Here is a 25,658-nt window from a genome sequence, read left to right on the forward strand (position 1 = left end):
GGTCAGACCTCGAGGCTGGGGCACTGCCGCAGGCGCGGGCCAAGCGCAGCGGTCAGGCGGGGGGCGGCGCGCAGATCGACGAAGGCCGGCAGCACCCGTTCGGCCCGGGTGGTCTCGGCCATGGCGAGGATGTCCGAGAGTCGCGGGTGCACGTTCCAGCCCATCCAGCGGGCGTGACCCTCGGCGAGCATCGCATGCGCGGGGCTGCTGCGCGGCACATGGCCTGAAAAGATGAAGCGGAAGCCGGGGCGCTCCCGGAGCGCGGCGCAGAGTCCATGCTCGGCGTTCGGCCCGTCGGCGACGATGACCTGCGCCGGGGTGGCGGTCTCGGGCGTGGCGACGGGCGGAGGGGTGCCGGTGAGCCGTTCGGTCTCATCGGCGATTTGAGGGCAGGCGTGGACGGTCAGCCCGGCGGCCCCGAGCGCCGCCACCATGTCCGGGCCGCGCCCGTCCGCCGGGCAGGGCAACACCGCGCCGCCGCGCGCTGCTTCGGTCAGGGCGGCGATCTGATCGGCGAGCGCGTCCTCGCGATCGCCGTAGGAGGCGTCGGCCAGCACCGTGGCGCTGCGCGGGAAGGGATCGCAGCGCAGCAGCGGGGCCTCGGTGCTGAAGTCGCCTGTGTAGAGAAAGCCGCCGCGCAGGGTTGGAAAGCGCATCCAGATGCCGCCGGGCGCATGGCCGGAGCGGCCGGTGTCGAGGCGGACGCCCAGAATCTCGGCACAGCCACGGTCGGGCAGCTTTGCGAGGCGCGGTGGGCGCAGGTTGGAGGGGAGCTGGCGTTGGGTCTCTTGGGTGGCGTAGACCGGCGGGTTGCCGATCTCGGCCAGCCGGTCGAGCGCGCCGACGTGATCGACATGGGCGTGGCTCAGCAGCACCGCGTCGACACGCCCGGCCTGCGAGAGATCCGGCCGCTCGCCCGCCTCGAGCCCGCCGCCCATGTCGAGCAGCAGCCTGCGACCCTCGATCTCGAGCAGGAAGAGCGCGGCGCTTTTGCGGCCGAGGCCGCTAAGGGCGGTCAGTCGCGCCATGGCAGCACCCCCTCGGGCAGGCGGCGGCCGACGAGCAGCGACAGCCCCATGAGCGCCAGCACCATGAGCACCATCAGGCATCCGACCGCGGCGGCGAGGGTCGAGGAGCCCGCCTCTTCGAGGAAGATGATCATCGGGCCGATGGTGGTGGCCCGCGAGCTGACCAGCAGCACCGAAACCTGGATCTCGTTCACCGCCGTCATGAAGACGAGGATCGCCGCCGCCATGGCCGAGGGGGCGAGCGCGGGCAGCACGATGTCGCGCAGCCGGGCGAAGACCCCGGCGCCGGCGAGCTGCGCGGCCTCGTCCAGCGCCCGGTCGATCTGGGCGTAGCCGCCGAGGACGGGGCGCAGCGCGAGGGCGAGGAAGTTGGACAGGTAGGCGGCGAGGATCACCCAGACCGTGCCGTAGAGCCCGGTGCCGACAAAGGGCAGGGGGCGCAGGAAGAAGAGGATCATCGCCACGCCGATGATGATGCCGGGCAGCGCATAGGCCAGCTCTGACGCGAGGCGCAGCAGCCGCGCCACCCAGCCGCGCCGCCAGCTCAGCACGTAGCCAAGGGCGACCGCCGCCGGGATCAATACCGCCACGGTCAGCAGCGTCAGCCAGAGCGAGGTGAGAAAGGCGCTTCGGATGCCCTCGTGGTGGAAGAGGGCGTTGGCGAAGTTCTCGAAGGTGAGCGTGTCCGGCGTCAGGGGCTGGCCGTAGCCGCGCACCAGTGCGGTGCCGAGAAGGGCGGAGAGCGGCAGGACGAGGCAGAGCGCGAGGTAGAGCCAGGCCACGCCGCTGACCGGCAGGCGCCAGGCTCCGAGCGCCATGCGGGGCGGGCGCTGCGCGGCATCGACGCGCTGGTCACCGCGGCGTCCGAGCCAGGCGGTGAGGGTCATGCCGAGCACGGTCAGCAGGGCCAGCAGCAGCGCCAGCAGCGCCATGTCGTTCAGCGCCGAGGGGCCATAGGCGTTGAGGCGCTGGTAAATGAGGGTGATCAGCGTCGGCACGCGGGCGGGGATGCCGAGCATCGCCTGGATGCCGAAGTTGCCGATCGACGAGACGAAGGCCAGCGCGGCCCCGGCGAAGACGCCGCCGCGGATCAGCGGCAGGATGATGTCGCGCGTCACCTGTCCCGCGCCGGCGCCGTTCGCATGGGCGGCCTCGACCAGCGAGGCGGGGAGGCGCTGCAGCGAGGCGCGGACCGACAGGAACACGAGGGGCGCATTGTAGAGCCCGAGCAGGAAGATGATGCCGCCCATGGAATAGAGCGGGTGGCGGGTGCCGGGAGGCAGCGCGAGGCCGAGCGGGCCGAGGATCGGGCTTGCCGGAGAGAAGGCCTGAACCCAGGCCAGCGCGGTGACCTGCGGCGGGATCATCAGCGGCAGCACGAAGCCGAAGACCCAGAGCGTGCGGCGGCGCATATCCGTGAGCGAGGTCAGCAGCGCGGCCATCGTGCCGACCGCCGTGGCCAGCAGCGTTGCGGCGCAGGCGATCCAGAGGGTGTTGAGCGTGGCCTCCAGCACCCGGCGGCCCCCGAGGATCGCGGCGATGCGCTCGACGTCGAAGGTGCCCTGGGGGAAGAGCGCGGCATAGAGGAGCCGGGCGAGCGGCGCGATGGAGAGCAGCCCCACGAAAAGGATCAGCACCAGAGTCAGCGCGCGTTCGCCGCCGAGGTGCCCGAGCAGCCGGCGCGCCCGAGAGGGGCGCGCCGCTTGGTCTTGGACGAGGCTCACGCGATCAGAGCCCGAAGAGCTCGGCGAACTGCGCGCGCACGGCTTCGTTGGTCTCGAGCGCGGCATCGACGTTGTAGCCGAGCAGGGTCATGTCCTCGAGCTTGGGAAAGCCCTCGGGGCCCTCGACGCCGGGCAGGATCGGCAGCGAGCCCTGCTCGGCGACCAGCTCCTGGCCTTCCTTGCTGAGCAGGAAGTCGATGAAGAGCTTGGCCTCTTCCGGGTGCTCGGTGCCGGCCATGATCGCGGCGGGCTCGGTGATGAAGCTCACGCCATCCTCGGGGACGATGAAGTCGACCGGCGAGCCGTCGGCCTTGGCGCGCAGGGCGTTGGCATCGACGATGATCGCGTATTTCGCCATGCCTGAGGCGACGGCTTTGGTCGCCGGGCCGTTGCCGCCCTCGGGGACGATGTCGAGCTCGTTGAGCCCCTCGTAGAACGCCCAGCCGATGCCCTCGGCGTTCAGCAACGCATGCAGGTGGTTCAGCGCGGCGCCGGAGTAGAGCGGCGACGGCACGCCGATCATGCCGCGGTTCTCTTCGGTGATGAGGTCCATCCAATGGCTGACCGGCTCGGCGATCTCGGTGTTGTAGGCGATGCCGGTGGTCATCGCCTTGGTGCCGAAATAGGTCATGTCGGCGTCATAGGTGGCGGGGTCGTAGTCCGCCACGGGTGCGTCTTCGTAGGCCATCAGGTGACCGCCGGCCTTGAGCTCGCCGAGGTTGATCACGTCGGCGACCAGCAGGATATCGGGCTGCACGTTGTCCGCCTCGATCTCGGCGCGCACCACGTTCATCAGCGCCGAGGTGCCGTTGCGGGTCCATTCGATCTTGATGTCGGGGTGGGCGGCCTCGAAGGCGTCGACGGTCTGCTGCGCCTGCTCGGGGGGCTGGCTGGTGTAGAGCGTCAGCGTGGTTTCGGCAAAGGCGGCGCTGGAGAGCAGCGACGCGGCGAGGGTGAGGGAGAGAAGACGCATGTTCGGTGTCCTTGCGGTTGCGTGTTCAGGAGGGGTGAGACGCGGCGGCATCGGGAATGACCCAGCCGTCGCGCAGGGCGAGCGAGACCCGCTGGCCGCGGCTCAGCGCGGCGGGGGCGGCGATGTTCACGGAGAGCGGGATGTCCCCCGCGGGCCCGGCCATGACCTCGGCGCGCAGGAAGGCACCGCGGTAGGTGGCGCGGGTGACGTTGCCCGCGATGGCCTCCGCCGCATCCGTGAGCTGGAGGTCGCCGGGATGGAAGGAGATCTTGGCGCGGCGGCGGGCAGTCTGGCCGGGGGCGCAGCGCAGTTCGATGCGCTGGCCGAGCAGCGAGGCGGCGGCGCGGCCCTGCCCGAGCGGGCGGATGTCCTCGGCCTCGAGCACCCGTCCCTCGCCGATGAAGCCCGCGACGGTCTCGGTCTGCGGCTGGCTGAACAGCGCTTCGGGGCGGTCGAACTGCAGGATGCGGCCCTTGTCCATGACCGCCACGCGATCGGCGAGGGCGAGCGCCTCGGACTGGTCGTGGGTGATGTAGAACATGGTGGCGCCGGAGCGGGCGTGGAAGGCGGCGAATTCCTCCTCCAGCGCGCCGCGCAGGTGCACGTCGAGATTGGCCAGCGGCTCGTCGAGCAGCACGACGCGGCTCTCCATGGCGAGGCAGCGCGCGAGGGCGACGCGCTGGCGCTGGCCGCCCGAGAGATCTGCGGGGCGGCGGTGCGCGAGCGGACCCAACTCGACCAGATCGAGCACCCGGGCGACACGGGACTTCCTCTCGGTTCTGGGAATGCCGGCGATCTTCAACCCGTAGGCCACATTCTGCGCCACCGACATATGCGGCCAAAGGGCGTAATTCTGGAACACAACGCCGATGCCGCGATGCTCGGGGGCGAGGTGACGACCGGGGGCCGAGACGATGTCTCCGCCGATCTCGATACGGCCGGCGTTGAGCCGCTCGAAGCCGGCGAGGCAGCGCAACAACGTGGTCTTGCCGCAACCCGAGGGGCCGAGGACGGCGACGAACTCCCCGGCCTCGATGCTCAGCGAGACCTGCCGCAACACCTGCGTCTGGCCGTAGCTCTTGTCGATCCCCGAGATGCGAATGTCGCTCATGGTCTGCCCTGTTTGCCGGGCTGCACAGCTGTGCAGCGTCGCGGCGATCTGTGGCGGCGGGCTGCGACAGGCGGGCGACAGGGGCGTGACAGATTGGTGAAATCAGCCGCGAAAACGAAAACGGCGCCCGCGAGGGGCGCCGGTCGTGTCAGTTCGGGATCCGGGGATCAGCTGCCGCGATAGGTCGAATAGCCGAAGGGCGAAAGCAGCAGCGGCACGTGGTAATGCGCGGGTTCGGACATGCCGAAACGGATCGGCACCACGTCGAGGAAACGCGGCTCCTCCGGCGGCGTGCCGCAGGCGTCGAGATAGGCCCCGGCGTGGAACACAAGCTCATAGGTGCCGGGCGCAAATTCGGCGGCGGGCAGGATCTGCTCATTGGTGCGGCCGTCGTCATTGGTGACCAGCGTCTTGAGAAGGCTGCGGGTTCCGTCCTCGATCCGGAAGAGCTCGATCTTCAGACCCTCGGCGGGGCAGCCACGGGCGGTGTCGAGCACGTGGGTCGTCAGGTATCCGGTCATCGGCGGGTCTCCATGAGGTATCTCGGCGGTGTCGCGGGTCATAGTGGCAGAAGCGGGGGCCGGGTAAAGGCCCGCCCGGCCGAGGCAGTTTCAAACGCGGTTTGAAGATCAGCGCGTCGCAATGCGCCGGGTCATGTCGAGCATCCGCGCCGAGAAGCCCCATTCATTGTCGTACCACCCGAAGAGCCTGAGCTGGCCTCCCTCGACCACGCGGGTCTCGCGCGTTGACAGCACCAGCGACTCGGGCCGGGCGCGCAGGTCGGTCGAGACGCAGGGATCCCCGGTGAGGCCGACGAGCGGAGAACCCGCGAAGAGCTCGACAAGCGCGGCATTGGCATCCTCGGGCATAGTGTCGAGCTGCAGCACCGCGTCCACCGCCGAGACCGAGATGCAGGGCACGCGCACCGCCGTCACGCTGAGACGCTGGTCGAGCCCGGGAAGCACCTTGATCACCTGTTTCGCGGCGCTGGTGCTGGTCGGCACCATCGAAGCCGCGGCGGCGCGGCTGCGCTCGTAGCTGGCGCCGGGGGCATCCACCGTCGGCTGGCTGCCGGTGTAGCAGTGGATCGTGGTGACATGGGCGCGGGCAATGCCGAAGCGGGTGTCGAGCGCCTTGAGCATCGGCGCGATGGCGTTGGTGGTGCAGGAGGCGTTCGACACGATGCGGGCGTCGCCGATCTCGGCCTCGTTGGCGCCGAGCACGCAGGTCACGTCGGCGGCCTCGGAGGGGCCAGAGAGCAGCACCGACCTCGCCCCGGCCAGCAGCCCGGCCTCGGCATGCGGGCGGTTCGAGGCGGCGCCGGTGCATTCGAGCACCACGTCGACATGGCTCAGGTCGAGCTCGCGCAGGTCGCGGGTGGTGTGGAACGGGATGCGGCGTCCGTCTACGACCAGCGTGCCGGGCTCTTCGGTCACCGTGCCGGGGTAGGGGCCGAAGACGCTGTCGTAGCGGAAGAGATAGGCGCACATTTCGGGCGAGGCGATGTCGTTGATCGCCACCAGCTCGAGATCGGCATGGGCCGGGTCGGTGAGGATCTGGCGCAGCAGGGTGCGGCCGATGCGGCCGAAGCCGTTGATCATGATGCGGGTCATGGGGTGCCTCCGCGGAACTTGGACCGGCCAAGCGATACGCCTCTGCGCGCCGGGGTCAAGCGGGTGGTCCGCGGCTCAGCCGACGAAGCGACCGCGGTAGGCGCTCGGGCTCTGGCCGCGCAACGCGCGGAAGCGGCGGGAGAAATAGGCCGGGTCGGCAAAGCCCAGCCGGTAGCCGACCTCGGCCACGGGCACCTGGGTGAAGGCGAGCATCCGGCTGGCCTCGGTCATCACCTTGCCCTCGATGTAGCGCGAGGCGCTGAGGCCGGTGGCGGCGTGGCAGATCCGGGTGAGATGGCCGGGGGTGATCGACAGGGCCGCGGCGTAGTCGCCGGCGCGCCAACCCTCGGCAAGATGTTCGGCGATCAGCCGGTCGAGCGCCATCATCTTCGCCCCGCCGGGGGCGGCGGCCTCCTCGGTCGGGGCCAGCGCGCAGATCTCGGCGAGCAGCGCCTGCGCCAGCGAGACCAGCAGGTTTGCGCGGTAGAGGCCGGGGCGGGCAAAGGCAGCGACGAGTTGGTCGGAAAGGGTGACCAGCGTGTCCGAGGCCGTGCCGACCACCGGGCGCGAGAGCCGGGCGGCAAGCCCCGGCGAGGTGGGCCGCATCCCCGCGAGCACAGGTGCGGGGAAGGAGAGCACCAGACCTTCGCTCAGCTTCTGGAACTCGAACCCATGCACGATATGTACCGGGATCAGGAGGAACTGCCCGTCGCCGAGCGTTGCATCCCGCCCGTCGATCCGGACCTCGGCGTGTCCCTGCCGCATAAAGAAAACCTGGGTGATCTCTGCGTGTCTGTGCGGGGAAATCACCCAATCGTGAAGTCTTGCCCGGTCCCAGATGCGCTCGCAATGCACCGTGTCGGGGAAGCCTCCGGTCTCACCGAAGAGATCGAAAAAGGGGATGTGTGGACGCTGGGTCATGCATGAATAGTACCAGCCTATGCGGCTCCCGTCTATTCGCGCGCGGCCCTGCAGGGGCTAGGCTGCCAACAATTATCGGAGGAGACTGCATGAAAACCGAAGTCGTGATCATCGGCGGCGGCCCCTCGGGCCTGCTGCTTTCGCAGCTGCTGAACAAGGCCGGGGTCGCAACCGTGGTGCTCGAACGGTCGAGCCGCGAGCATGTGCTGTCGCGCATCCGGGCGGGCATCCTCGAATGGAGCACGGTCGAGCTGCTGCGCGAGGCCGGGGTCGGCGCGCGCATGGATGCCGAAGGGTATCCGCACGACGGCACCTACCTGACCGATGCCGAGCTGATGGTGCATATCGACTTCAAGGCGCTCACCGGCAAACAGGTCATGGTCTACGGCCAGACCGAGGTGACCCATGACCTCTACGAAGCGCAAGACGCGATGGGGACCACGGTGATCCATGGGGTCGAGGATGTGACCATTCATGACCTCGACGCGTCCGAGGCCGCGGTTGAGTACACGCTGAACGGCGAACGGCACCGCATCACCTGCGCGTATGTGGCCGGATGTGATGGCTTCCACGGCGTCAGCCGCAAGACCATCCCCGAAGAGAAGCGCCGCGAGTTCGAGCGGGTCTACCCCTTCGGCTGGCTGGGGATCCTCTCGCGCACGCCGCCGGTGCATGATGAGCTGATCTATTCCAACTCGCCGCATGGTTTCGCGCTGGCCTCGATGCGCAACGAGAACCTGGTGCGCTACTATGTGCAGGTGCCGCTGACCGACAAGGTCGAGGACTGGTCCGACGAGCGTTTCTGGACCGAGTTCAAGCGCCGCATCCCGTCAGAGGCGGCCGCCAAGCTGATCACCGGCCCGTCGATCGAGAAATCCATCGCGCCGCTGCGCAGCTTCGTCTCGGAGCCGCTGCGCTGGGGCCGGCTGTTCCTTGTCGGCGATGCCGCGCATATCGTGCCGCCGACCGGGGCGAAGGGGCTGAACCTCGCGGTTTCGGATGTCTATTACCTGCACGAGGCGCTGATCTCGGCGCTGAAGGCGGGCCAGACCGCGGGCATCGACGGCTATTCCGAGCGCGCGCTGGCGCGGATCTGGAAGGCGATGCGCTTCAGCTGGCAGATGACCACCATGCTGCACAGTTTTGAAGGCGAGGACAGCTTCGCCGCGGAGATGCGCCGCGCCACTCTGCAGCATCTGGCGGACTCGGAAACTGCGCGCAAGGATCTCGCCGAGAACTACGTCGGCCTGCCTTTCTGACGCGACTTGGCCCGATCCCGGGAAATTTTGCAGTATGCCATAGACCGCGGCCCGCTCCATTGAGCGGGCCGTATCTTATTCAGGCCATTGACGACCCTTGCGTCATGAGCCAGAGGGTGCATAGTCAAATGAGGCAAAATTTCCGCAGGGAGGGTAAATTTTGCAGAACATCGGAGAGGCCTTCCACTTGGCGCTGTCGCTGGTCCTGTCCGGCGAGGCCGATCTCTACGAGATCGTCGGCCTCTCGCTGCGGGTCAGCCTGAGCGCCACGGTGCTTGCCTGCGTGATCGGCCTGCCGGTCGGCGCTCTGGTCGCGGTGAGCCGGTTCCGCGGGCGGGGTGTCGTCCTCGTCGTGATGAACGCGCTGATGGGGCTGCCGCCGGTGGTCGTCGGCCTGCTTGTTTATCTCTACCTCTCCCGCTCGGGGCCGCTCGGCTTTCTGGGGCTGCTGTATACCCCCGGCGCGATGATCTTCGCGCAGACCATCCTCATCGTGCCCATCGTCGCCGCGCTGTCGCGGCAGGTGCTGGAAGACCTGCACGCCGAATACGCCGAGCAGTTCCGCTCGCTGTGCCTCACGCGCTGGCAGAGCATCACCGCGCTGCTCTGGGACGGGCGCTACGCGCTCTTGACCGTGGGGCTGGCGGGCTTTGGTCGGGCCGTGGCCGAGGTCGGCGCGGTGATCATCGTCGGCGGCAACATCGACCACCTGACCCGTGTGATGACCACCGCCATCGCGCTCGAGACCTCCAAGGGCGACCTGCCGCTGGCGCTGGCGCTGGGGATCATCCTGCTGGTTCTGGCGCTCGGGGTGAACGCCGGGGTGCAGACCCTGCGCATGACCGCGGCACGGCAGGCGCATGTCTGAGGTGTCCCATGTCTGAGCAAACCCATGTCTGACCTGCCGATCACCGCCGTGCCGCCCGTGGCGCGCCCCCGCGACGAGGCTGCGATGAAACGCCCGCTTCTGCCCCTGCGTGTCTCTGGCCTGCGGCTCGCCTCGGGCGGCGCGGCGCTGCTCGACGGGGTGGACCTGACGCTCGCGCCCGGCGGTTGCACGGTGATCATGGGGCCGAACGGCGCGGGCAAGAGCCTGCTGCTGAAGATGCTGCACGGGCTGCTGGTGCCGGGAGGCGGCGAGGTGAGCTGGAACGGCACCCCCGCCGCGCGGGCCACAGCGCGGCAGGCGCTGGTGTTCCAGAAACCGGTGCTGCTGCGCCGCTCGGTGGCTGCCAATCTTGATTTCGTGCTGAAGACCCGGCGCCGCGACCGCGCGCGCCGCGATGCGCTGCTGCGCGAGGTCGGGCTTCTCCACAAGGCGCGCCAGCCCGCGCGGATGCTTTCGGGCGGCGAGGCGCAGCGGCTGGCACTGGCCCGGGCGCTTGCCATCGATCCCGAGGTGCTGTTTCTCGACGAGCCCACCGCCAGCCTCGATCCCGCCTCGGTGCTGGTGATCGAGCGCATCGTGGCCGCCGCCCGCGACCGCGGTACGCGGATCATCTTTGTCACCCATGACATTGGGCAGGCCCGGCGCATGGCCGACGAGGTGGTTTTCCTGCACCGCGGCCGCGTCGCCGAGCACAGCAGCGCCGATGTCTTTTTCCCCGAGCCACGCAGCGCGGCGGCGCGGGACTATCTCGCGGGTCGGATCGTGCTCTGACCCGTCGCGCCACTCTCTCACCAAGTTATTGATTACCAAGGACAGAAGGACGTTCCTCATGACCATCGCAAGACTGATCGCCTCGACCGCGCTGACCCTCGGACTCGCCGGCGGCGCCCTCGCGCAGGAGCAGTCGATCATCGTGCAGTCGACCACCTCGACCGCCAACTCGGGGCTCTACGACTATCTGCTGCCGATCTACACCGCAGAGAGCGGCATCACCGTCAATGTCGTCGCCGTGGGCACCGGGCAGGCGATCAAGAACGCCGAGAACTGCGACGGCGACTTGCTGCTGGTGCACGCCAAGCCGTCGGAGGAGAAATTCGTCGAGGCAGGCTTCGGCACCACGCGCACGGATCTGATGTACAACGACTTCGTCATCGTCGGCCCGGAGAGCGACCCGGCGGGCGTGAAGGGCATGACCGACGTCGAGGCGGCGCTGACCAAGATCTCCGAGGCGGGCGCGCTCTTTGCCTCGCGCGGGGACGACAGCGGCACCCACAAGAAAGAGGTCGCGCTCTGGAAGGCCGCAGGCATCGACACCACGGCGGCCTCGGGCGAGTGGTATCGCGAGACCGGGTCGGGCATGGGCGCGACGCTGAACGCCGGCATCGGCATGGGTGCTTACGTGATGACCGACCGCGCCACCTGGATCAGCTTCCAGAACAAGCAGGACTACGCGGTCGAGGTCGAAGGCGACGAGGATCTCTTCAACCAGTACGGCGTGATCCCGGTGAACCCCGAGAAATGCCCCTCGGTGAAGATCGACGCGGCGCAGGATTTCGCTGACTGGCTGCTCTCGGACGAGGGCCAGCAGGCCATCGCGGAGTACAAGATCGAGGGCCAGCAGCTGTTCTTCCCCAACGCACCGAAGAACTGATAGGGTTCGGGGGGCGGCACAGTGCCGCCCCCAATATGCCCGAGACGATGACTGACCTGCAGAGCCCGCCCCCAGACCATCCCCACGAATACCTTACCGTCCGCGAGCTGGCCGATCTGCTCCGCCTGAAGGAGCGCAAGGTCTACGATCTTGCCGCTTCGGGCGAGGTTCCCTGTTCGCGCGCCACCGGGAAGCTGCTCTTCCCCGCCGCCGAGATCCGCGCCTGGATCGAGGGCGCGCAAAGGGGCGGGTTCGTCGCAGCGCCGGTGGTGCGCCCCGGGGTCTTTCTGGGCTCCCACGATCCTCTGCTCGATTGGGCAATCCGCCAGTCGCGCTGCGGGCTTGCCACCTATTTCGACGGCTCGCTCGATGGGCTGGCCCGCTTTGCCGCGGGCGAGGGCGTCGCCTCGGGCCTTCACGTGCGCGATACCGAGGGCGGCTGGAACATTGACGCGGCGCGCGAGGCGGCCTCGGGGCAGAACGCGGTGCTGGTCGGCTTCGCGGCCCGGAGGCGTGGGCTGGTGCTGCGCCAGGACGGGCCTGCTCCACAAGGGCTCGCGGATCTTGCGGGGCTGCGGCTGGCGCCGCGTCAGGAGAGTTCCGGCACTGCCGGGTTGCTGCGCGATCTCGCCGCAGAGGCCGGGCTCGAGCTGGGCACCGTCACGCTGACCCCGCTGGAGCGCACCGAGGACGAGGCGGTGCAAAGCGTGCGCCGCGGCGAAGCGGATGTGACCTTCGGCCTCGAGTCGGTGGCGCGGGCCTACGGGCTGCCCTTCGTGCCGGTGATCGAAGAGCGCTTCGACCTGCTCATCGATCGCAAGGCGTATTTCGAGCCGCCTCTGCAGACGCTCATGGCCTTCTGCCGCTCCGAGACCTTCCGCAGCCGTGCCGAAAGCCTTGGGGGCTATGATCTGTCGCGGCTCGGCGAGGTGGTCTGGAACGCCTAGCGCAGCGCGCTCTTCATCGCGGTCTCGGGGAAACAGGTGGCCGAAAGCCCCTGTGCCTCCTGCCAGCGGCCGATCGAGCGGCGGGTCTTGAACCCCGGCAGCCCGTCGGCGCCGCCGACGTCATGGTCCATGCCTTCCAGCGCCCGCTGCATGGCGGCGACGTCCGAGCGGTAGAGACCGCCCACCTTGCCCCAGCCCGCGCTGAAATCGCCAGACCCGTACTGGATGCGATCCCCCACGTGGCCGACGAAGAGCGCGTAGAGATCGCTCATGTTGTAGTCCTTCAGCACGTAGAAGTTGGGGGTGACAATGAACGCCGGCCCATGCCGCCCGGCGGGCATCAGCAGAAAGCCCTCGCCGCGCCGCTCGTGCTCGGGGAAGGGGCGGCCCGAGACGCGGGTGATCCCCATCTTTTCCCAATCCGAGATCCGCTTGCCCTGATCCGGGCCCTCAAGCGCGCAGGAGACCGAGGCCGGGACGCGCACCTCGAAGCCCCAGTCGCGCCCGCTCTGCCAGCCGTGTTTGGCGAGGTAGGTGCCGATCGAGGCGATGGTGTCCGCCTCGGACCGCCAGATGTCCGCATGGCCGTCTCCATTGCCGTCGGCGGCGTACTTCAGGAAGTTCGTCGGCATGAACTGCGGCTGCCCCAGCGCCCCGGCCCAGGAGCTTTTCATCACGCCGGCGGGCGCATGCCCGGCCTGCGCGATTTGCAGCGCGGCGATCAGCTCGCTAGTGAAATACGCGGCGCGGGTGGACATGAAGCCCTTGGTGCCCAGGACCTCGAAGGCGCTGTGCGGGATCGCCACGCGTCCATAGCCACTTTCGCGCCCCCAGATGCCGAGGATGATCCGGCCGGGCACACCGGTGGCCTTTTCCGTCGCCGCGAGCGCCGAGGCGTGCTGCCGCGCCATCTGCCGCCCGATGGAGGTGGCGCTGTCGAGGGAGCCGCGGTTGAAGTATTTCGCCGGCTGGCCGAACTCGGCCTGGCGCTGCCGCTTGGGGGTCTGCGGCTTGGTGCCGGGGGGCACGAGGTCCGGCAGGTCCCAGTTGAGATGCACGCCCGCAAAGGCTGCCTCGAAAGTTGCGCGCGAGACGCCGCTGCGCGCCGCCTGCGGCCAGACCGTCTGTTCCAGCCAGCCGCGGAACTGGCGCTCGACGGCACCTCGGTCGAGCGCGGCGGCAGGGGAGGCAAGGCAGGCGCAGGCCAGGAGCGCGGCCGCGACGGTCTTGCGCCATCCGTGGAAGGTGAGGGGTCTGTTCATGGGGACTCCGGGGGGCTGCTCGGGCGGATTTTGCCCCAGCCTACCGCAGCGCCTGTGGCGGGGCCACGCTCTCTTCGCCCCATTGTGCCATCTTGCGGTCGATGGTCTTGCGCGAGACCCCGAGCCTTCGCGCCGCCTCTGCCCGGTTGCCGTCGCAGAGGTCGAGCATGTGCAGGATGTGGCGCTGCACCACGAGGTCGAGATCCTCGATTGCCCGCGCCCCGATCACCTCGCCCGCGCCCGAGAATTCCTCGGGGAAACCGCCAAGGATCACCGAGCGTTCGATCAGGTTGCGCAGCTCGCGGACGTTGCCGGGCCAGGCGTAGCGGCGCAGTTTCAACAGGGTCTGCTCGTCAAGCTCGAGCCCTTGCATGCCGAGCGCCTGGCTGAATTGCCGAGTGAACAGCGCGGCCAGCTCGAGGATGTCGTCGGAGCGGTCGGAGAGGGGTGGCATCTCGACGTTGAGGACGTTGATGCGGTGATAGAGATCGGCGCGGAACTTGTTCTGGGCCACGAGCGCTTCGAGATCGGCATTGGTGGCGAAGAGAAAGCGCAGGTTGAGCGGAATCTCGCGCTCGGCGCCGGTGGGGCGGATGCGCTGGTCCTCGAGCACCCGCAGCAGCGCCGCCTGCAGCGGCTCGGGCATCTGCGCAACTTCATCAAGGAATAGCGTTCCGCCGTCCGCCAGCAGCAACAGGCCGGGCTTCAGCCGCTCGCCGTTCTCGAGGCTGCCGAAAAGCTCCTGCACCATGCGGTCGGGGGCGATGGCGGCGCAGTTGACCGGCACGAAGGGTTTGTCCGAGCGGTCGGACAGCTGGTGGAGGTGCCGCGCGGCCATCTCCTTGCCGGTGCCGCTGGCGCCGGTGAAGAGCACCGGGGTCGGCAGCGGCGCGAGCTTGGCCAAGAGCGCGCGCACCGCGACCATGACTTCGGACTTGCCGAGCAGCTTGCCCTGGAACTGCCCAGTGCGCAGTTCGCGGCGCAGCAGCGTGTTGTCGCGGCGCAGATACTTGCGGTCGAGGGTGCGTGCCACGGCGCCGAGGATCTGGTTGGCGCGGAAGGGCTTCAGCACGAAATCGCTGACCCCGGCGCGCAGCGCGGTGATCGCGGTTTCCAGGTCCGCATAGGCGGTGATCAGGATGGTGTCGCCAAAGAACCCCTTGCGCTGTTGCTCGGCCAGCCAGTCGAGCCCGGTCATCCTCGGCATCACGTTGTCAAGGATGACGAGGTCGAAATGCGCCGCGTCGAGTTTCTGCGTCGCCTCGAGTGCCGAGCCCGCCTCCTCGACCCGCTGCACCTTGGGGCCCAGCATCTTGACGAGGAAGTTGCGCATGCCCGGCTCGTCATCGACCACGAGGATCGAGGCGCCGGCCAGCGTCGGGCCGTAATCGTCGGTGGCGGCGTCCTTCGGCGTCATGCGTGCCTCAGTGGTCGTCGAGCCGGACGTTGGAGCTCGAATAGACCTCGGCGGACGAGAAATTCATCTCGTGCAGGCCGAAATAGGCGACGATGCCGATGACGATGATGGCGGCGAAGCCTGTGAACATGGCTTTCATGTGCGGTCACTCTCCTTTGGTGGCCTGTTTGAGGTAGTCTATCAGATCGGCCCGGTCGCTGCCGCCCGCGATCACCTGCATGGGCATCTTCGAGCCGGGAATGTAGTGGTCCGGGCCCTGATCGAAAAGCGCGTCGATCGTGGTTTCGGTCCAGGTTATGTCGGAGCCGTCTAGGATTGGCGAATAGCTGTAGCCCGGCACCGTGCCCGCGCGGCGGCCGAAAACGCCGTGCAGTGTCGGACCCGCCTTGCGCGAGGGGCCGGGGGTCAGCGCGTGGCAGATCGAGCATTTGCGCATGAATTGCCGCTCGCCGTTGGGCATGGTCTCGGCAGCGCGCAGGAAGCTGCGTTCGCCCGTGATGCCGGGCTCGAAGGCGTCCAGTGCCTCGACCGGCCAGGCATAGGCGACGTCGTCAAGGCCCCCAGCGTGGATCACCGAGCCGTCGGGCGAGAAGGCCAACGCCCAGACCGGCCCCTGCCGGGTGGCGCGGAAGTCGCGGGTGATCTGCCAGCTTTCGGTGTCGACGATCATGATGTACCCCTCGCCGTCGCCCACGGCGAGCTGATGCGAGGGAGCATTGTAGGCCAGGGCGAGGATCGGCCGGCGGTCGAGCGTCAGGTCGGCGAGCTGCGCGCCGCTCGCAAGATCGAGCACCCGGGTGCCGCCGTCGACGGCGCCATAGGCGATCCAGCCCGGACCCACGGCCAGCCGGTTGATGCCGAAGCCATGCTGGGCGATGGCCAGCGGTGCCTCTGCGCTGGTGAGATCATAGCGCAGCAGCGCCCCGGCCATCGTCGCGGCATAGAGCGTGTCGGACCCCTCGAACGCCAGGGCGTTGACGCCGGCGCCGGGGGAGGGCAGGGCAGTGCCCCCGTCAGCGCCCCCGCTTGTGTCTTCGCCGCCGTCGAGCGGCCAGAGGATGATGGAGCCGTCCCAGCTTCCGCTGGCGACGGTCGTGGCATCCGGCGAGACCGCCAGCGCCGCGACCTTTCCCTGGTGCTGGCCCAGCACGCGCGGGGGATCGCCCCAGGCGCGCACGGCGAAATCGTCGCCGCCCGAGACCAGCGTGCCTTCGGGCCCCCAGGCCAGGGCAGTCACCGCCGCCGCATGTCCCTCGAGCCAAGTCGGCGTGAGCGCGTCCCACAGACCCACGGAATTGTCGAAACTGCCGGTCGCCACCTGCCCCGAGGGAGAAACGGCGATGCCCATGATCGGTCCGCCGTGGCCCTTCAGAGTGGCGAACTCCTGCGCCGCCGCGGGGGCGGCGCAGAGCATCAGGCTCAGGATCAAGGCCAGTCGGCCCATCTCGGTCACTCCGCAGGCGTGGCCGACTTGCGGGCCGACCCATGACCTTCGGCGGCCTCGCGCTCCTTGACCTTCTCGTACCAGATCGAGTGGTGCTGATGCGCCCAGTTCTCGTCGACCTGGCCGGAGCCCATGGCGTCATAGGCGCCCTCCATGCCGATCGTGCCGATGTAGATGTGGCCGATGATGACCGCCATCAGCAGGAAGGCGACGATGGCATGCCAGAGCTGCGCGAACTGCATTTCCTCCTGCGGGGCGAGCTCGACGGGGAAGGTGTCCATGCCGAACCAGCCCGGCACGCCCCAGTCGTTGAGCACCGAGAAGGTGTGGGCAAAGAGGGGCATGTCGAAGGGGAAGAGCAGCGACAGCCCCGAGACCGAGACCGAGGCCCCGAGCAGGATCACGCTCCAAAAGATGATCTTCTGGCCGGCGTTGAACTTCTTCGCGGGCGGGTGCTTCTTGCCGATGATGCCGCCGGCCTGGGCGAACCAGGTGATGTCGGTCCGGTCGGGGATGTTGTGCCAGACCCACATGACGAAGACCATGATCAGCGCCAGCATGAAGGCCCAGCTGACATTGTTGTGGATCAGCTTCGAGTAATGCAGCAGCGCGGCGTTGAAGTCATGGCCCAGCAGCGGCACGAGGTACTTGCGCCCGAAGAGGGTGAAGAGCCCGGTGAAGCCGAGCAGCAGGAAGGAGCCGGCCAGCGTCCAGTGGGCGAAACGCTCGATCCACTTGAAGCGCAGCACGGTGCTGCCGGTCTTGCCGCCGTCGATCTTGATGCGGCCGCGCAGCAGGAAGAACACTGCCAGCACGCCGATGGTGCCGAGCAGCAGCCAGCCGCCGTAGGTGGCCAGCGGGCCCTGGCGGAAGGTCAGCCACCACATGCCGCCGTCCTGGATCAGGACCTTGCCGTTGGGGTTGATCGTCGAGGCGCGCACGTCGGCCTCGTTGTAGCGCAGGGCGCGCCAGAGGTCCGGGTCCGAGGCGCCGCCGAGCGGCCCCATGCCCGGAGCGTTGACGGCATCGCCGCCGATGTTCTCGCGCCGGAAGCTGTCATCGACCTTGATGCCTGCCTGCCTGCGCATGATGTCCTCGAGCGTCTGTGCGCCGCCTGTGGCGGAGCGGTCGGGCTCGGGCGGAAGAAGAGTGCCCTGCGCCGCGACGCCCAAGGGGGCGGCGGTCAGCAGGACCAGTGCGAAAAGTGCCAGCAGGTGGCGCAGCATGGTCGTCTCCATGAAGTAGGGTCACGCGAGAATCGCGCGGAACGGCGGCAGGCGCCGCCCCGCGCGGGACTTCGTTGCGTTGCCGGCGGGCCCGGAAGCCCGCCGTCCTTGGCTCAGTTGGCCTTTTCGTCGTAGGCGGTGCCCCAGCCCCAGGCGCCCGAGCCGAAGCCACGGGCCACCACGCGCTCGCGGTAGATCGCCGACACCTGGTCGCCGTCACCGGCCAGTAGAGCCTTGGTCGAGCACATCTCGGCGCAGATGGGCAGCTTGCCCTCGGCGATCCGGTTGCGCCCGTACTTCTGGAACTCGGCCGCGGAATTGTTCTCTTCCGGGCCACCGTTGCAGAAGGTGCACTTGTCCATCTTGCCGCGGGAGCCGAAGTTGCCCGCCTGCGGGTACTGCGGCGCGCCGAAGGGGCACGCGTAGAAGCAGTAGCCGCAGCCGATGCACAGGTCCTTGGAGTGCAGCACCACACCTTCTTCGGTCTGGTAGAAGCAGTCCACCGGGCAGACGGCCATGCAGGGCGCGTCCGAGCAGTGCATGCAGGCGACCGAGATCGAGCGTTCGCCCGGCTGGCCGTCCTGGATGGTCACCACCCGCCGACGGTTGATGCCCCACGGCACCTCGTGCTCGTTCTTGCACGCGGTGACGCAGGCGTTGCACTCGATGCAGCGTTCGGCATCGCAGAGGAATTTAGCTCGTGCCATGTCTCGCTCTCCTTACGCCGGCATGATCTTGCAGAGTGTGGCCTTGGTCTCCTGCATCTGCGTGACGGAGTCGTAGCCATAGGTCTGCGCGGTGTTGGTGGATTCGCCCAGCACGATCGGGTCCGCCCCGTCGGGGTATTTCGACCGCTGGTCGACCCCTTCGAAATGGCCACCGAAGTGGAAGGGCATGAAGGCAACGCCCTCTCCGACCCGCGGGGTGACCATGGCCATGACCTTGACCTTGCCGCCCTCGGGGCCCTCGACCCACACGTCCGCCCCGTCACGCACACCAAGGTTGTTGGCGTCGCGCGGGTTGATCTCGACGAACATGTTCTGCTGGAGCTCGGCGAGCCACGGGTTGGACCGTGTCTCGTCGCCGCCACCCTCGTATTCGACCAGTCGGCCGGAGGTGAGGATGATCGGATAGTCCTTCGAGAAGTCGTTCTTCTGGATCGAGGCGTACATGGTCGGCACCCGCCAGAAGGTCTTGTCCTCGTAGGTCGGGTAGTCTTCCACCAGATCGCGCCGGTTGGTGTAGAGCGGCTCGCGGTGCAGCGGGATCGGATCCGGGAAGGTCCAGACCACGCAGCGGGCCTTGGCGTTGCCGTAGGGGGCGCAGCCATGCTTGATCGCCACGCGCTGGATGCCTCCCGACAGGTCGGTCTTCCAGTTCACGCCGCCGATCTGCTCGGCGAAGTCCGAGGGGTAGGGGCCGGTCTGCGACTGCTCGCCAACTTCGGTGTCGGTCTCTGGACGCGAGTCCGTGTACCCAGCGACCCACTCGATCATCCGACGCTCGTAGGGGGTGAGGTCCTTGTCCCAGCCGAGATCGATCAGCATCTGCATGGTGAACTCGGGATAGCCATCCTCGATTTCCGACCCGACGGTGTAGGAGCCTTCGGCGAGAAGGTTCTCGCCGTTGTGCTCCACGCCGTAGCGGGCACGGAAGGGCAGACCGCCCTCGGCCACCGGCAGAGAGATGTCATAGAGGTTGGCCGAGCCCGGGTGGTTCATCTCGGCAGTGCCCCAGCAGGGCCACGGCATCCCGTAGAAGTCGCCATCCGCGGGGCCACCGTTTGCGCGCAGCGTCGTGCGGTCGAAGGTGTGCTGGTTCGCCATGTGCGTCTTGAGGCGCTCCGGCGACTGGCCGGTGTAGCCCACCGTCCACATGCCCTTGTTGAACTCGCGGGTCAGATCCTCGATCAGCGGCTCCTCGCCGTTCACCTCGATGTTGCGGAACATGCGATCCGCAAAGCCGAACTTGGTGGCGAACTTGTGCATGATGATGTGGTCGGGCAGGGACTCGAAGAGCGGGTCCACCACCTTGTCACGCCATTGCAGCGAGCGGTTCGACGCGGTGACCGAGCCGTAGGTCTCGAACTGCGTCGCGGCCGGCAGCAGGTAGGTGTTGTCGGTCCGGTCGTGCAGGATCGCCGAGACGGTGGGATAGGGGTCCACCACGACCAAGAGGTCGAGCTTCTCCATCGCCGTCTTCATTTCCTTGAGGCGGGTCTGCGAGTTGGGGGCGTGGCCCCAGAAGACCATCGCGCGGGTGTTGTCGGGCTGTTCGAGGTTTTCCTTCGCCTCGAGCACGCCGTCGATCCAGCGCGAGACGGGGATGCCGGTCAGCCCCATCATCTCCTTGTCCTTGCCGTCCTTGCCTTTCAGCATGGCGAAGCGGGACTTGAGCCAGTCGAGGTCCTCTCCCCAGACACGCGCCCAATGCGCCCATGCGCCTGCGGTCAGGCCGTAGTAGCCCGGCAGCGTGTCGGCGAGCACGCCGAGGTCGGTCGCGCCCTGCACGTTGTCATGGCCGCGGAAGATGTTGGTGCCGCCGCCGGCGGTGCCCATGTTTCCGAGGGCCAGCTGCAGGATGCAGTAGGCGCGGGTGTTGTTGTTGCCGTTGGTGTGCTGGGTGCCGCCCATGCACCAGATCACGGTGCCCGGACGGTTGTTGGCCAGCGTCCGCGCCACGCGCTCGAGCTGGCTGCCCGGAACACCGGTCACACGCTCGACCTCGTCCGGGGTCCACTTGGCGACCTCGGGACGGATCTGATCCATCCCCCAGACGCGGCTGCGGATGAAGTCCTTGTCTTCCCAGCCGTTCTCGAAGATGTGCCACAGCAGACCCCAGACCAGCGCCACGTCCGAACCCGGACGGAACCGCACGTATTCGTCCGCGTGGGCGGCGGTGCGGGTGAAGCGCGGGTCGCAGACGATCAGCGGCGCGTTGTTCTGTTCCTTGGCTTTCAGCACGTGCTGCAGCGAGACAGGGTGCGCCTCGGCCGGGTTGCCGCCGATGATGAAGATGGCCTTGGAGTTGTGGATGTCGTTGTAGGAGTTGGTCATGGCGCCGTAGCCCCATGTGTTCGCAACGCCCGCAACCGTGGTCGAGTGGCAGATCCGGGCCTGGTGATCCACGTTGTTCGTGCCCCAGTAGGCGGCGAACTTGCGGAACAGGTAGGCCTGCTCGTTGCTATGCTTGGCCGAGCCCAGCCAGTAGACCGAGTCAGGGCCGGAGCTGTCGCGGATCGACAGCATCTGGTCGCCGATCTCGTTGATCGCCTGCTCCCAGGAGATGCGCTGCCATTCGCCGCCCACCTTCTTCATCGGGTACTTCAGGCGCCGCTCGCCATGCGCGTGCTCGCGCACCGAGGCGCCCTTGGCGCAATGCGAGCCGAGGTTGAACGGGCTGTCCCAGCCGGGCTCCTGCCCGATCCAGACGCCGCCCTGCACCTCTGCCATCACGGTACAGCCGACCGAGCAGTGGGTGCAGACGGATTTCACCGTCTTGATCTCGCCGCCGGTGGCGGTGGCCGCGGTGGCCTGGGTTACCGTACCTCCGGTGGCGGCTACGGCCGCAAGGCCGCCGATCGCCAGACCGGACCCGCGCAGGAAGGCGCGACGGTCAACCGAAGTGTTCGCCACTTCGGAAAGGATACTTGTCCGCTGGGGGCGTCGCGCAACCCCGTTGGTCTTTTTCCTCAACATGTTTCTCTCTCCCCTTGCGCGCTAGGCCCCCGCATGGTGCCTGGCTTGCTTGGTGTTGATCGGGTGCCTCGGACAGTCGGGCGTCACGCAACCAGTCGTCCTTGGCGGGAAGTGCCTCGTCCGGTCAGAACCGGGCGGCGGCGTAATAGGCGCGCGTGTGCGCGGTGTCCTGCATCTTGTTCGACGACAGGTCGGGCTCGGCGGCTTCCGCCTCGGTTCCGGTGGTGGTCGCCACGGCGACCGCCGCAAGCGGCGCTGCCGTCGAGGCCAGTTTCAGGAAATCGCGGCGGCTGGTCGCCTCCTCGTCTTTCCGCTTCATCGAGAGACCTCCTCTCTCAGGGTTGCGGCGGTTGCCCGCCCTTGTGCGGATCACTCCGCGCTCATCCGGAAGGCTTCGGTCTCGATCTCCATGAAGGCCCGGCCGAGACGTCCGACCGGGGCATAGAAGACCGAGTTCTTGGCGCCCTCGAGATCTGAATAGAAATGGCTCGCCCAGGGGGCGATGTGCTTGTTGAAGAAGCTCTTCTGCTGGCTCAGCGTGGCCGGGGTGCCGAAGCGCCCGACGATCATCGCGCCCATCATCTCCATCAGCGAGGCGATGTTGTCCTCGGGCTCGAAGACGTTCTCGGCGCGGGCGAGACCGCGGGCGGTCATGTCCTGGCGCAGAAGGGCGAGCGGCTTCTCGTTCAGGAAGCCGGTCAGGTAGTAGGAGGCATAGGGCAGCAGCTCGCCGCGCCCGAGACCGATGAAGAGGCGGTTGTACTCGCTCTCCACCGCCTTGGGCTTGGAGATCTTCGCCACCTTTGCCAGCGTGGTCACCGCCTCGCCGATCGGGCTGGCATCGCCGGTCAGCCCGGCGCATTGGTCGATCAGACCCTGGTCGGCGGGCCGGGAGAGGAGCAGGCCGAGGAAGTTGTAGAGGTCGGCGCGCAGGCGGTCCTCGTCGGCGATCTTTGGGGCAGTGGCTTGTGCGGCTGCGGTCATGTCAGGCGTGTCCGTCATCAGCTGGCCTCGAAGGAAAAGCGCATGCGGCGCGCGCTTGCGGGCAGGGCGCTTTCCTCGGGCTCGGGGTCAATTTGGGCGGCCTCGGCCACCTGCGGCTCGGTGGTATGCAGCGGCGGGATCTCCGGCTGCGCCTCGATGGTCGGGCCAAGGGTTTCAGGTGCGCGGATCGACGTGCTGTCGGCGTCGGCAATCTCGGCCTGATCCTCCTCCGCCTGGGGCTCGGCACTCTCGGTCTCGGTCTGCTGTCGTCCGACGTATTCGAGATGCGCCAGCAGCCCCTTGCCGACCTGATAGGTCGTTTTGAAGTCGGCAGCAGGGGTCACGCCGGTGAAGTCGGTGTCATAGTCGTTCAGCCCATCGAGGCAGGCCAGCACCGGGTTCGACCGCCAAAGGGCGCGCAGGGCACGGTTCTTCAGCCGCTTGGGCAACTGCGACTCGAGGTACTTGCGGACCATTTCGCCGTCGGTGATCTCTTCCGGCGCGGGAAGCCCGGCCTCGGCCAGCAGTTCCTCGTCGCTGCGCTCGGCCAGTTGCGCCTCGGTCTCTGCGCGGCGGGCGGTGTCCTGCGCCTGCTCGTCGGAGCGGGTCTCGGCCGCGACGGCGGCTTTTCGGCGGGACCAGAAATCCTTCATTGCAGCCTCCCTCTTTTCAGGGCGGGCGAGGCGTAGATATCCGCGGGCTTGGAAATGCGCGGATCGCCGATGCCGTCCTGCTGGCCATCCACCTTGGCACGATCCCGACGGCGTTTCACGAATTCTTCCTCTTCGTGGTAACGCTCGACGAAATCGCCGACCCAGGCCAGCAGCCCGGCGGGCATCGGCACCTTCTCGACGATGTCCTCGCCGCTGTCGCAATAGTCCTGCGCCTCGTAGGGAGAGGCGGTGATCAGCACGACCTCGAAGGGGTGTTCGCCGAGGGTCTTGCGCATCACGACGTAGACGCTGGGTTCGCGGGCAGTGATGCCATGCAGGTAGGCCTCGGTTTCGGCGCGGTAGAGCTCGAGCGATACTGTGGCGGCGTGATACTCGACCGCATCGCCCTCGCGGCGCAGCTCGCGCCAGTCGGCAGGGCCGGCGCCGGGCAGCACGGCAACGGCCCGCCAGGCCCACTTGGCCCACCGGGTGACGCCGGGAGTGCGGCGCAGGACCACGCCCACGGGCATGTATTGATCGTTGCTCGGATGACCTGTCACAGTGATGTATCCTTCCTCCCACTGTGATTGAAGCAACTAGAGCGCCTCGGGGAAGGGCCAATTTGTGCACAGCGGTATTCTGTGACCGATGGTGGACATTTTGGGTAGTCGTCGAGGGGGCAAAAATGCGGCAAGGTCAAACTGTCCAATCCGACCTTTTTACTCCGAAAAGGTGCTGCGACGCGGCATGCGAATCACACCGGCTTGGAGCGGGGCAGAGGTCTGGTCGTGGGCGGCTTTCCGCTCGCGGAATTGAGTTGTGGGATAGGGCGAATCGGGGCTAGCTACCCCCAATACCGAGCGCAAAACGGCCCGCATCCGCGCCGTTCGCCAGGAAGGAAGTCATGACCAAGACCTTGATTACATGTGATTGTATGGGCACGCAGTCCATCGATGCCGAGGCGCTCGCCAAAGCCACGGGATTCGAGGTCGCGCCGCCCTGCAAGGCACTCTGCACCAGCCAGATCGAGCGCGCCGCCAAGGGATTGACGCAGGGGAATGTTGTCCTCTGCTGCACCCAGGAGAGCCGCACCTTCGAGGCGTTGGCCGAGGAGCTCGAGGTGGAGGCCGCGCCGCTGCTCGACCTGCGCGACCGCGCCGGCTGGAGCGCCGACGGCGCGTCCAAACTACCCAAAATGTCCGCCCTCGCCGCCGAGGCCATGCTGCCCGCGGCACCGGAGAAGACCCTCGACGTCATCTCCGAGGGGCTGTGCCTGATCCTCGGCGCGCCGGAGGTAGCGCTCGAGGCGGCTGCGCAGCTGGCCCCGCATCTTGGCGTGACGGTGCTGCTCGAGCAGGCGGACGAGATCCCCGACACCCGCGCCTTCGACGTGGTCACCGGTCGTCTGCGCAAGGCCCAGGGCGCGCTTGGCCAGTTCAAGGTGACCATCGATGCGCTGCGCCAGGTGGAGCCCGGCGGGCGCGGCAGCTTCACCCTGACCGAGCCGCGCGATGCTGGAGTGTCGCAGTGCGACGTGATCCTCGACCTGCGCCGCGAGCCGCCGCTCTTCCCGGCGCATGAAAAGCGCGAGGGCTACCTGCGCGCCGATCCGGGGCGCCCGCAGGCGGTGGCGGCAGCGGTCATGGCGGCGTCGCACCTTGTCGGCACATTCGAGAAACCGCTCTACGTGCGGCTCGAACCTCTGCTTTGCGCCCATTCCCGCGCGGGCCAGACCGGCTGCACCAATTGCCTCGACCTCTGCCCCACCGGGGCGATCTCGCCCGATGGCGAGCATGTGACGGTCGATCCGATGATCTGCGCCGGCTGCGGGGCCTGTTCTTCGGCCTGCCCTTCGGGGGCGATCAGCTACGATGCGCCGCCGGTGGATCTCACCATGCGCCGCGTGCAGGTGCTGGCCAAGACCTTCCTCGACGCTGGGGGCCATGCGCCGCGCCTTCTGGTGCACGACGCGCATGGGGCCGAGATGATCCGCCTCTCGGCGCGCCACGGCGACGGGCTGCCCGCCGACGTGATCCCGCTGGAAATCCGCGCCATCGGCGCCTTCGGCCATGCCGAGAGCGTGGCTGCGCTGGCCGCCGGCTTTGCCTCGGTCACGATCTTGCCAGGTCCGGGGGCCGACCTGCCGGCGCTGCAGGCGCAGGTGGCGCTCTCGGATGCGATCAGCGGTGGCGGCAAGGTGCGCCTGCTGGAAACACCGGATCCCGACGCCATGTCCGCCGCGCTCTACGCCGAAGAGGCCCCCGCGCCGGTCGCCACGCCGGTGCGCCCGATGGGCACCCGCCGCCAGATCACCCGGCAGGCGGCGAAGGCGCTGCATCCCGGAGCCGAGAGCCTTCCGCTGCCCGAGGGCGCGCCCTATGGCGCCGTGCTGGTCGATACCGACGCCTGCACGCTGTGCCTGTCGTGCGTCTCGCTGTGCCCGTCGGGCGCGCTCGGCGACAACCCGGACCTTCCGCAGCTGCGCTTCCAGGAGGACGCCTGCCTGCAGTGCGGGCTCTGCGCCAACGTCTGCCCCGAGGATGCGATCACCTACGAGCCGCGCCTTCTGCTCAGCGACGAGGCGCTCGAGCAGCGCGTTGTCAACGAGGAAGAGCCCTTTGCCTGCATCGAGTGCGGCACGCTTTTCGGGGTGAAATCGACCATTGACCGGATCACCGAAAAGCTTCAGTCCCACGCCATGTTCGGCGGCGACAAGCTGCGGATGATCCAGATGTGTGACGACTGCCGGGTGAATGCGCAGTACCATGCACAGGACAACCCGTTTGCCGCCGGCGAGCGTCCGCGTCCCCGGACCACGGACGATTACCTCAGCAAACGGCGCGACCACTGAATGCCGA

Annotated in this window: 24 protein-coding genes; 6 read left to right on the plus strand and 18 right to left on the minus strand. The window is 68.0% G+C overall.

The window, feature by feature from the left end; genetic code table 11:
• Nucleotides 1-2 precede the first annotated feature (2 nt).
• The 7 genes from CEW88_RS20985 to CEW88_RS21015 form a co-directional block, all read right to left on the minus strand.
• Nucleotides 3-1,028 carry an MBL fold metallo-hydrolase gene (locus tag CEW88_RS20985; protein ID WP_108970308.1) on the minus strand — a complete coding sequence of 342 codons (1,026 nt, stop codon included), beginning with the start codon at nt 1,026-1,028 and terminating at the stop codon, nt 3-5.
• Nucleotides 1,016-2,752, minus strand: coding sequence for an ABC transporter permease (locus tag CEW88_RS20990; RefSeq protein ID WP_254694557.1), 1,737 nt, complete (start codon nt 2,750-2,752; stop codon nt 1,016-1,018). The genes CEW88_RS20985 and CEW88_RS20990 overlap by 13 nt, the downstream gene beginning before the upstream one ends.
• Before the next feature lie 4 nt (nt 2,753-2,756).
• Nucleotides 2,757-3,725, minus strand: a complete 969-nt coding sequence (locus tag CEW88_RS20995; protein WP_108970310.1) for an ABC transporter substrate-binding protein — start codon at nt 3,723-3,725, stop codon at nt 2,757-2,759.
• Between the two features lie 25 nt (nt 3,726-3,750).
• Nucleotides 3,751-4,836, minus strand: coding sequence for an ABC transporter ATP-binding protein (locus CEW88_RS21000; RefSeq protein ID WP_108970311.1), 1,086 nt, complete (start codon nt 4,834-4,836; stop codon nt 3,751-3,753).
• Between the two features lie 167 nt (nt 4,837-5,003).
• Nucleotides 5,004-5,357: a hydroxyisourate hydrolase gene (gene uraH / locus CEW88_RS21005; protein ID WP_108970312.1), complete on the minus strand. Its 354-nt coding sequence runs from the start codon at nt 5,355-5,357 to the stop codon at nt 5,004-5,006.
• Between the two features lie 108 nt (nt 5,358-5,465).
• Nucleotides 5,466-6,449: a type I glyceraldehyde-3-phosphate dehydrogenase gene (locus CEW88_RS21010; protein ID WP_108970313.1), complete on the minus strand. Its 984-nt coding sequence runs from the start codon at nt 6,447-6,449 to the stop codon at nt 5,466-5,468.
• Between the two features lie 75 nt (nt 6,450-6,524).
• Nucleotides 6,525-7,370, minus strand: a complete 846-nt coding sequence (locus CEW88_RS21015) for a helix-turn-helix domain-containing protein (protein ID WP_108970314.1) — start codon at nt 7,368-7,370, stop codon at nt 6,525-6,527.
• Nucleotides 7,371-7,459: 89 nt separating this feature from the next.
• Here CEW88_RS21015 and pobA point away from each other — a divergent pair, with 89 nt between their 5' ends.
• The 5 genes from pobA to CEW88_RS21040 all read left to right on the plus strand — a co-directional run bounded on the left by pobA (nt 7,460) and on the right by CEW88_RS21040 (nt 12,116).
• Nucleotides 7,460-8,629, plus strand: a complete 1,170-nt coding sequence (gene pobA / locus CEW88_RS21020) for a 4-hydroxybenzoate 3-monooxygenase (RefSeq protein ID WP_108970315.1) — start codon at nt 7,460-7,462, stop codon at nt 8,627-8,629.
• Between the two features lie 160 nt (nt 8,630-8,789).
• Entirely contained in the window at nt 8,790-9,497 is a 708-nt protein-coding gene (locus tag CEW88_RS21025) for an ABC transporter permease (RefSeq protein WP_108970316.1), read from the plus strand.
• Nucleotides 9,498-9,521: 24 nt separating this feature from the next.
• Complete coding sequence (locus CEW88_RS21030) at nt 9,522-10,289, plus strand: ATP-binding cassette domain-containing protein (protein WP_193989102.1); 768 nt, start codon at nt 9,522-9,524, stop codon at nt 10,287-10,289.
• Between the two features lie 58 nt (nt 10,290-10,347).
• Nucleotides 10,348-11,169, plus strand: a complete 822-nt coding sequence (locus tag CEW88_RS21035) for a substrate-binding domain-containing protein (protein ID WP_108970317.1) — start codon at nt 10,348-10,350, stop codon at nt 11,167-11,169.
• A gap of 47 nt (nt 11,170-11,216) precedes the next feature.
• A complete protein-coding gene (locus CEW88_RS21040; RefSeq protein WP_108970424.1) occupies nt 11,217-12,116 on the plus strand; it encodes a helix-turn-helix transcriptional regulator in 900 nt (299 codons plus the stop codon).
• Here the strand turns inward: CEW88_RS21040 and CEW88_RS21045 are convergent.
• The 11 genes from CEW88_RS21045 to CEW88_RS21090 all read right to left on the minus strand — a co-directional run bounded on the left by CEW88_RS21045 (nt 12,113) and on the right by CEW88_RS21090 (nt 23,330).
• A complete protein-coding gene (locus tag CEW88_RS21045) occupies nt 12,113-13,378 on the minus strand; it encodes a lytic murein transglycosylase (protein ID WP_108970318.1) in 1,266 nt (421 codons plus the stop codon). The two genes, CEW88_RS21040 and CEW88_RS21045, sit on opposite strands and share 4 nt — an antisense overlap.
• 40 nt (nt 13,379-13,418) lie before the next feature.
• A complete protein-coding gene (locus CEW88_RS21050; RefSeq protein WP_108970319.1) occupies nt 13,419-14,795 on the minus strand; it encodes a sigma-54-dependent transcriptional regulator in 1,377 nt (458 codons plus the stop codon).
• Nucleotides 14,796-14,802: 7 nt separating this feature from the next.
• Entirely contained in the window at nt 14,803-14,934 is a 132-nt protein-coding gene (locus CEW88_RS25170; RefSeq protein ID WP_255455681.1) for a hypothetical protein, read from the minus strand.
• Nucleotides 14,935-14,940: 6 nt separating this feature from the next.
• A complete protein-coding gene (locus tag CEW88_RS21055) occupies nt 14,941-16,239 on the minus strand; it encodes a c-type cytochrome (protein WP_108970320.1) in 1,299 nt (432 codons plus the stop codon).
• A 5-nt stretch (nt 16,240-16,244) separates the two neighbouring features.
• Nucleotides 16,245-17,465: a formate dehydrogenase subunit gamma gene (locus CEW88_RS21060; RefSeq protein WP_108970425.1), complete on the minus strand. Its 1,221-nt coding sequence runs from the start codon at nt 17,463-17,465 to the stop codon at nt 16,245-16,247.
• Between the two features lie 113 nt (nt 17,466-17,578).
• Entirely contained in the window at nt 17,579-18,172 is a 594-nt protein-coding gene (gene fdh3B / locus CEW88_RS21065) for a formate dehydrogenase FDH3 subunit beta (RefSeq protein WP_095882707.1), read from the minus strand.
• Between the two features lie 12 nt (nt 18,173-18,184).
• Nucleotides 18,185-21,163 (minus strand): formate dehydrogenase subunit alpha, encoded by a 2,979-nt coding sequence (locus tag CEW88_RS21070; RefSeq protein ID WP_108970321.1) that lies wholly within the window; start codon nt 21,161-21,163, stop codon nt 18,185-18,187.
• 124 nt (nt 21,164-21,287) lie between these two features.
• Nucleotides 21,288-21,482, minus strand: coding sequence for a twin-arginine translocation signal domain-containing protein (locus tag CEW88_RS21075; protein ID WP_092424675.1), 195 nt, complete (start codon nt 21,480-21,482; stop codon nt 21,288-21,290).
• A gap of 50 nt (nt 21,483-21,532) precedes the next feature.
• Entirely contained in the window at nt 21,533-22,147 is a 615-nt protein-coding gene (locus CEW88_RS21080; protein ID WP_108970322.1) for a TorD/DmsD family molecular chaperone, read from the minus strand.
• Between the two features lie 17 nt (nt 22,148-22,164).
• On the minus strand, nt 22,165-22,800 hold the full coding sequence (locus tag CEW88_RS21085) for a DUF3306 domain-containing protein (RefSeq protein WP_108970323.1): 636 nt from the start codon (nt 22,798-22,800) through the stop codon (nt 22,165-22,167).
• Nucleotides 22,797-23,330 carry a DUF3305 domain-containing protein gene (locus CEW88_RS21090; RefSeq protein ID WP_108970426.1) on the minus strand — a complete coding sequence of 178 codons (534 nt, stop codon included), beginning with the start codon at nt 23,328-23,330 and terminating at the stop codon, nt 22,797-22,799. Before CEW88_RS21090 ends, CEW88_RS21085 begins: the two co-directional genes overlap by 4 nt.
• 374 nt (nt 23,331-23,704) lie before the next feature.
• Between CEW88_RS21090 and CEW88_RS21095 the strand changes: the two genes are divergently transcribed.
• Entirely contained in the window at nt 23,705-25,651 is a 1,947-nt protein-coding gene (locus CEW88_RS21095; protein WP_108970324.1) for a 4Fe-4S binding protein, read from the plus strand.
• Nucleotides 25,652-25,658: the final 7 nt, after the last annotated feature.

The sequence above is a fragment of the Alloyangia pacifica genome, assembly GCF_003111685.1.
GTDB lineage: Bacteria > Pseudomonadota > Alphaproteobacteria > Rhodobacterales > Rhodobacteraceae > Salipiger > Salipiger pacificus_A.

Bases quoted from the DNA above. Each gene is read 5' to 3' on its own strand.
- CEW88_RS20985 (WP_108970308.1), bottom strand. From the start codon at position 1,028: ATGGCGCGACTGACCGCCCTTAGCGGCCTCGGCCGCAAAAGCGCCGCG.
- CEW88_RS20995 (WP_108970310.1), bottom strand. From the start codon at position 3,725: ATGCGTCTTCTCTCCCTCACCCTCGCCGCGTCGCTGCTCTCCAGCGCC.
- CEW88_RS21000 (WP_108970311.1), bottom strand. From the start codon at position 4,836: ATGAGCGACATTCGCATCTCGGGGATCGACAAGAGCTACGGCCAGACG.
- uraH (WP_108970312.1), bottom strand. From the start codon at position 5,357: ATGACCGGATACCTGACGACCCACGTGCTCGACACCGCCCGTGGCTGC.
- CEW88_RS21010 (WP_108970313.1), bottom strand. From the start codon at position 6,449: ATGACCCGCATCATGATCAACGGCTTCGGCCGCATCGGCCGCACCCTG.
- CEW88_RS21015 (WP_108970314.1), bottom strand. From the start codon at position 7,370: ATGACCCAGCGTCCACACATCCCCTTTTTCGATCTCTTCGGTGAGACC.
- pobA (WP_108970315.1), top strand. From the start codon at position 7,460: ATGAAAACCGAAGTCGTGATCATCGGCGGCGGCCCCTCGGGCCTGCTG.
- CEW88_RS21030 (WP_193989102.1), top strand. From the start codon at position 9,522: ATGTCTGACCTGCCGATCACCGCCGTGCCGCCCGTGGCGCGCCCCCGC.
- CEW88_RS21035 (WP_108970317.1), top strand. From the start codon at position 10,348: ATGACCATCGCAAGACTGATCGCCTCGACCGCGCTGACCCTCGGACTC.
- CEW88_RS21040 (WP_108970424.1), top strand. From the start codon at position 11,217: ATGACTGACCTGCAGAGCCCGCCCCCAGACCATCCCCACGAATACCTT.
- CEW88_RS21045 (WP_108970318.1), bottom strand. From the start codon at position 13,378: ATGAACAGACCCCTCACCTTCCACGGATGGCGCAAGACCGTCGCGGCC.
- CEW88_RS21050 (WP_108970319.1), bottom strand. From the start codon at position 14,795: ATGACGCCGAAGGACGCCGCCACCGACGATTACGGCCCGACGCTGGCC.
- CEW88_RS25170 (WP_255455681.1), bottom strand. From the start codon at position 14,934: ATGAAAGCCATGTTCACAGGCTTCGCCGCCATCATCGTCATCGGCATC.
- CEW88_RS21055 (WP_108970320.1), bottom strand. From the start codon at position 16,239: ATGGGCCGACTGGCCTTGATCCTGAGCCTGATGCTCTGCGCCGCCCCC.
- CEW88_RS21060 (WP_108970425.1), bottom strand. From the start codon at position 17,465: ATGCTGCGCCACCTGCTGGCACTTTTCGCACTGGTCCTGCTGACCGCC.
- fdh3B (WP_095882707.1), bottom strand. From the start codon at position 18,172: ATGGCACGAGCTAAATTCCTCTGCGATGCCGAACGCTGCATCGAGTGC.
- CEW88_RS21070 (WP_108970321.1), bottom strand. From the start codon at position 21,163: ATGTTGAGGAAAAAGACCAACGGGGTTGCGCGACGCCCCCAGCGGACA.
- CEW88_RS21075 (WP_092424675.1), bottom strand. From the start codon at position 21,482: ATGAAGCGGAAAGACGAGGAGGCGACCAGCCGCCGCGATTTCCTGAAA.
- CEW88_RS21080 (WP_108970322.1), bottom strand. From the start codon at position 22,147: ATGACCGCAGCCGCACAAGCCACTGCCCCAAAGATCGCCGACGAGGAC.
- CEW88_RS21085 (WP_108970323.1), bottom strand. From the start codon at position 22,800: ATGAAGGATTTCTGGTCCCGCCGAAAAGCCGCCGTCGCGGCCGAGACC.
- CEW88_RS21090 (WP_108970426.1), bottom strand. From the start codon at position 23,330: ATGCCCGTGGGCGTGGTCCTGCGCCGCACTCCCGGCGTCACCCGGTGG.
- CEW88_RS21095 (WP_108970324.1), top strand. From the start codon at position 23,705: ATGACCAAGACCTTGATTACATGTGATTGTATGGGCACGCAGTCCATC.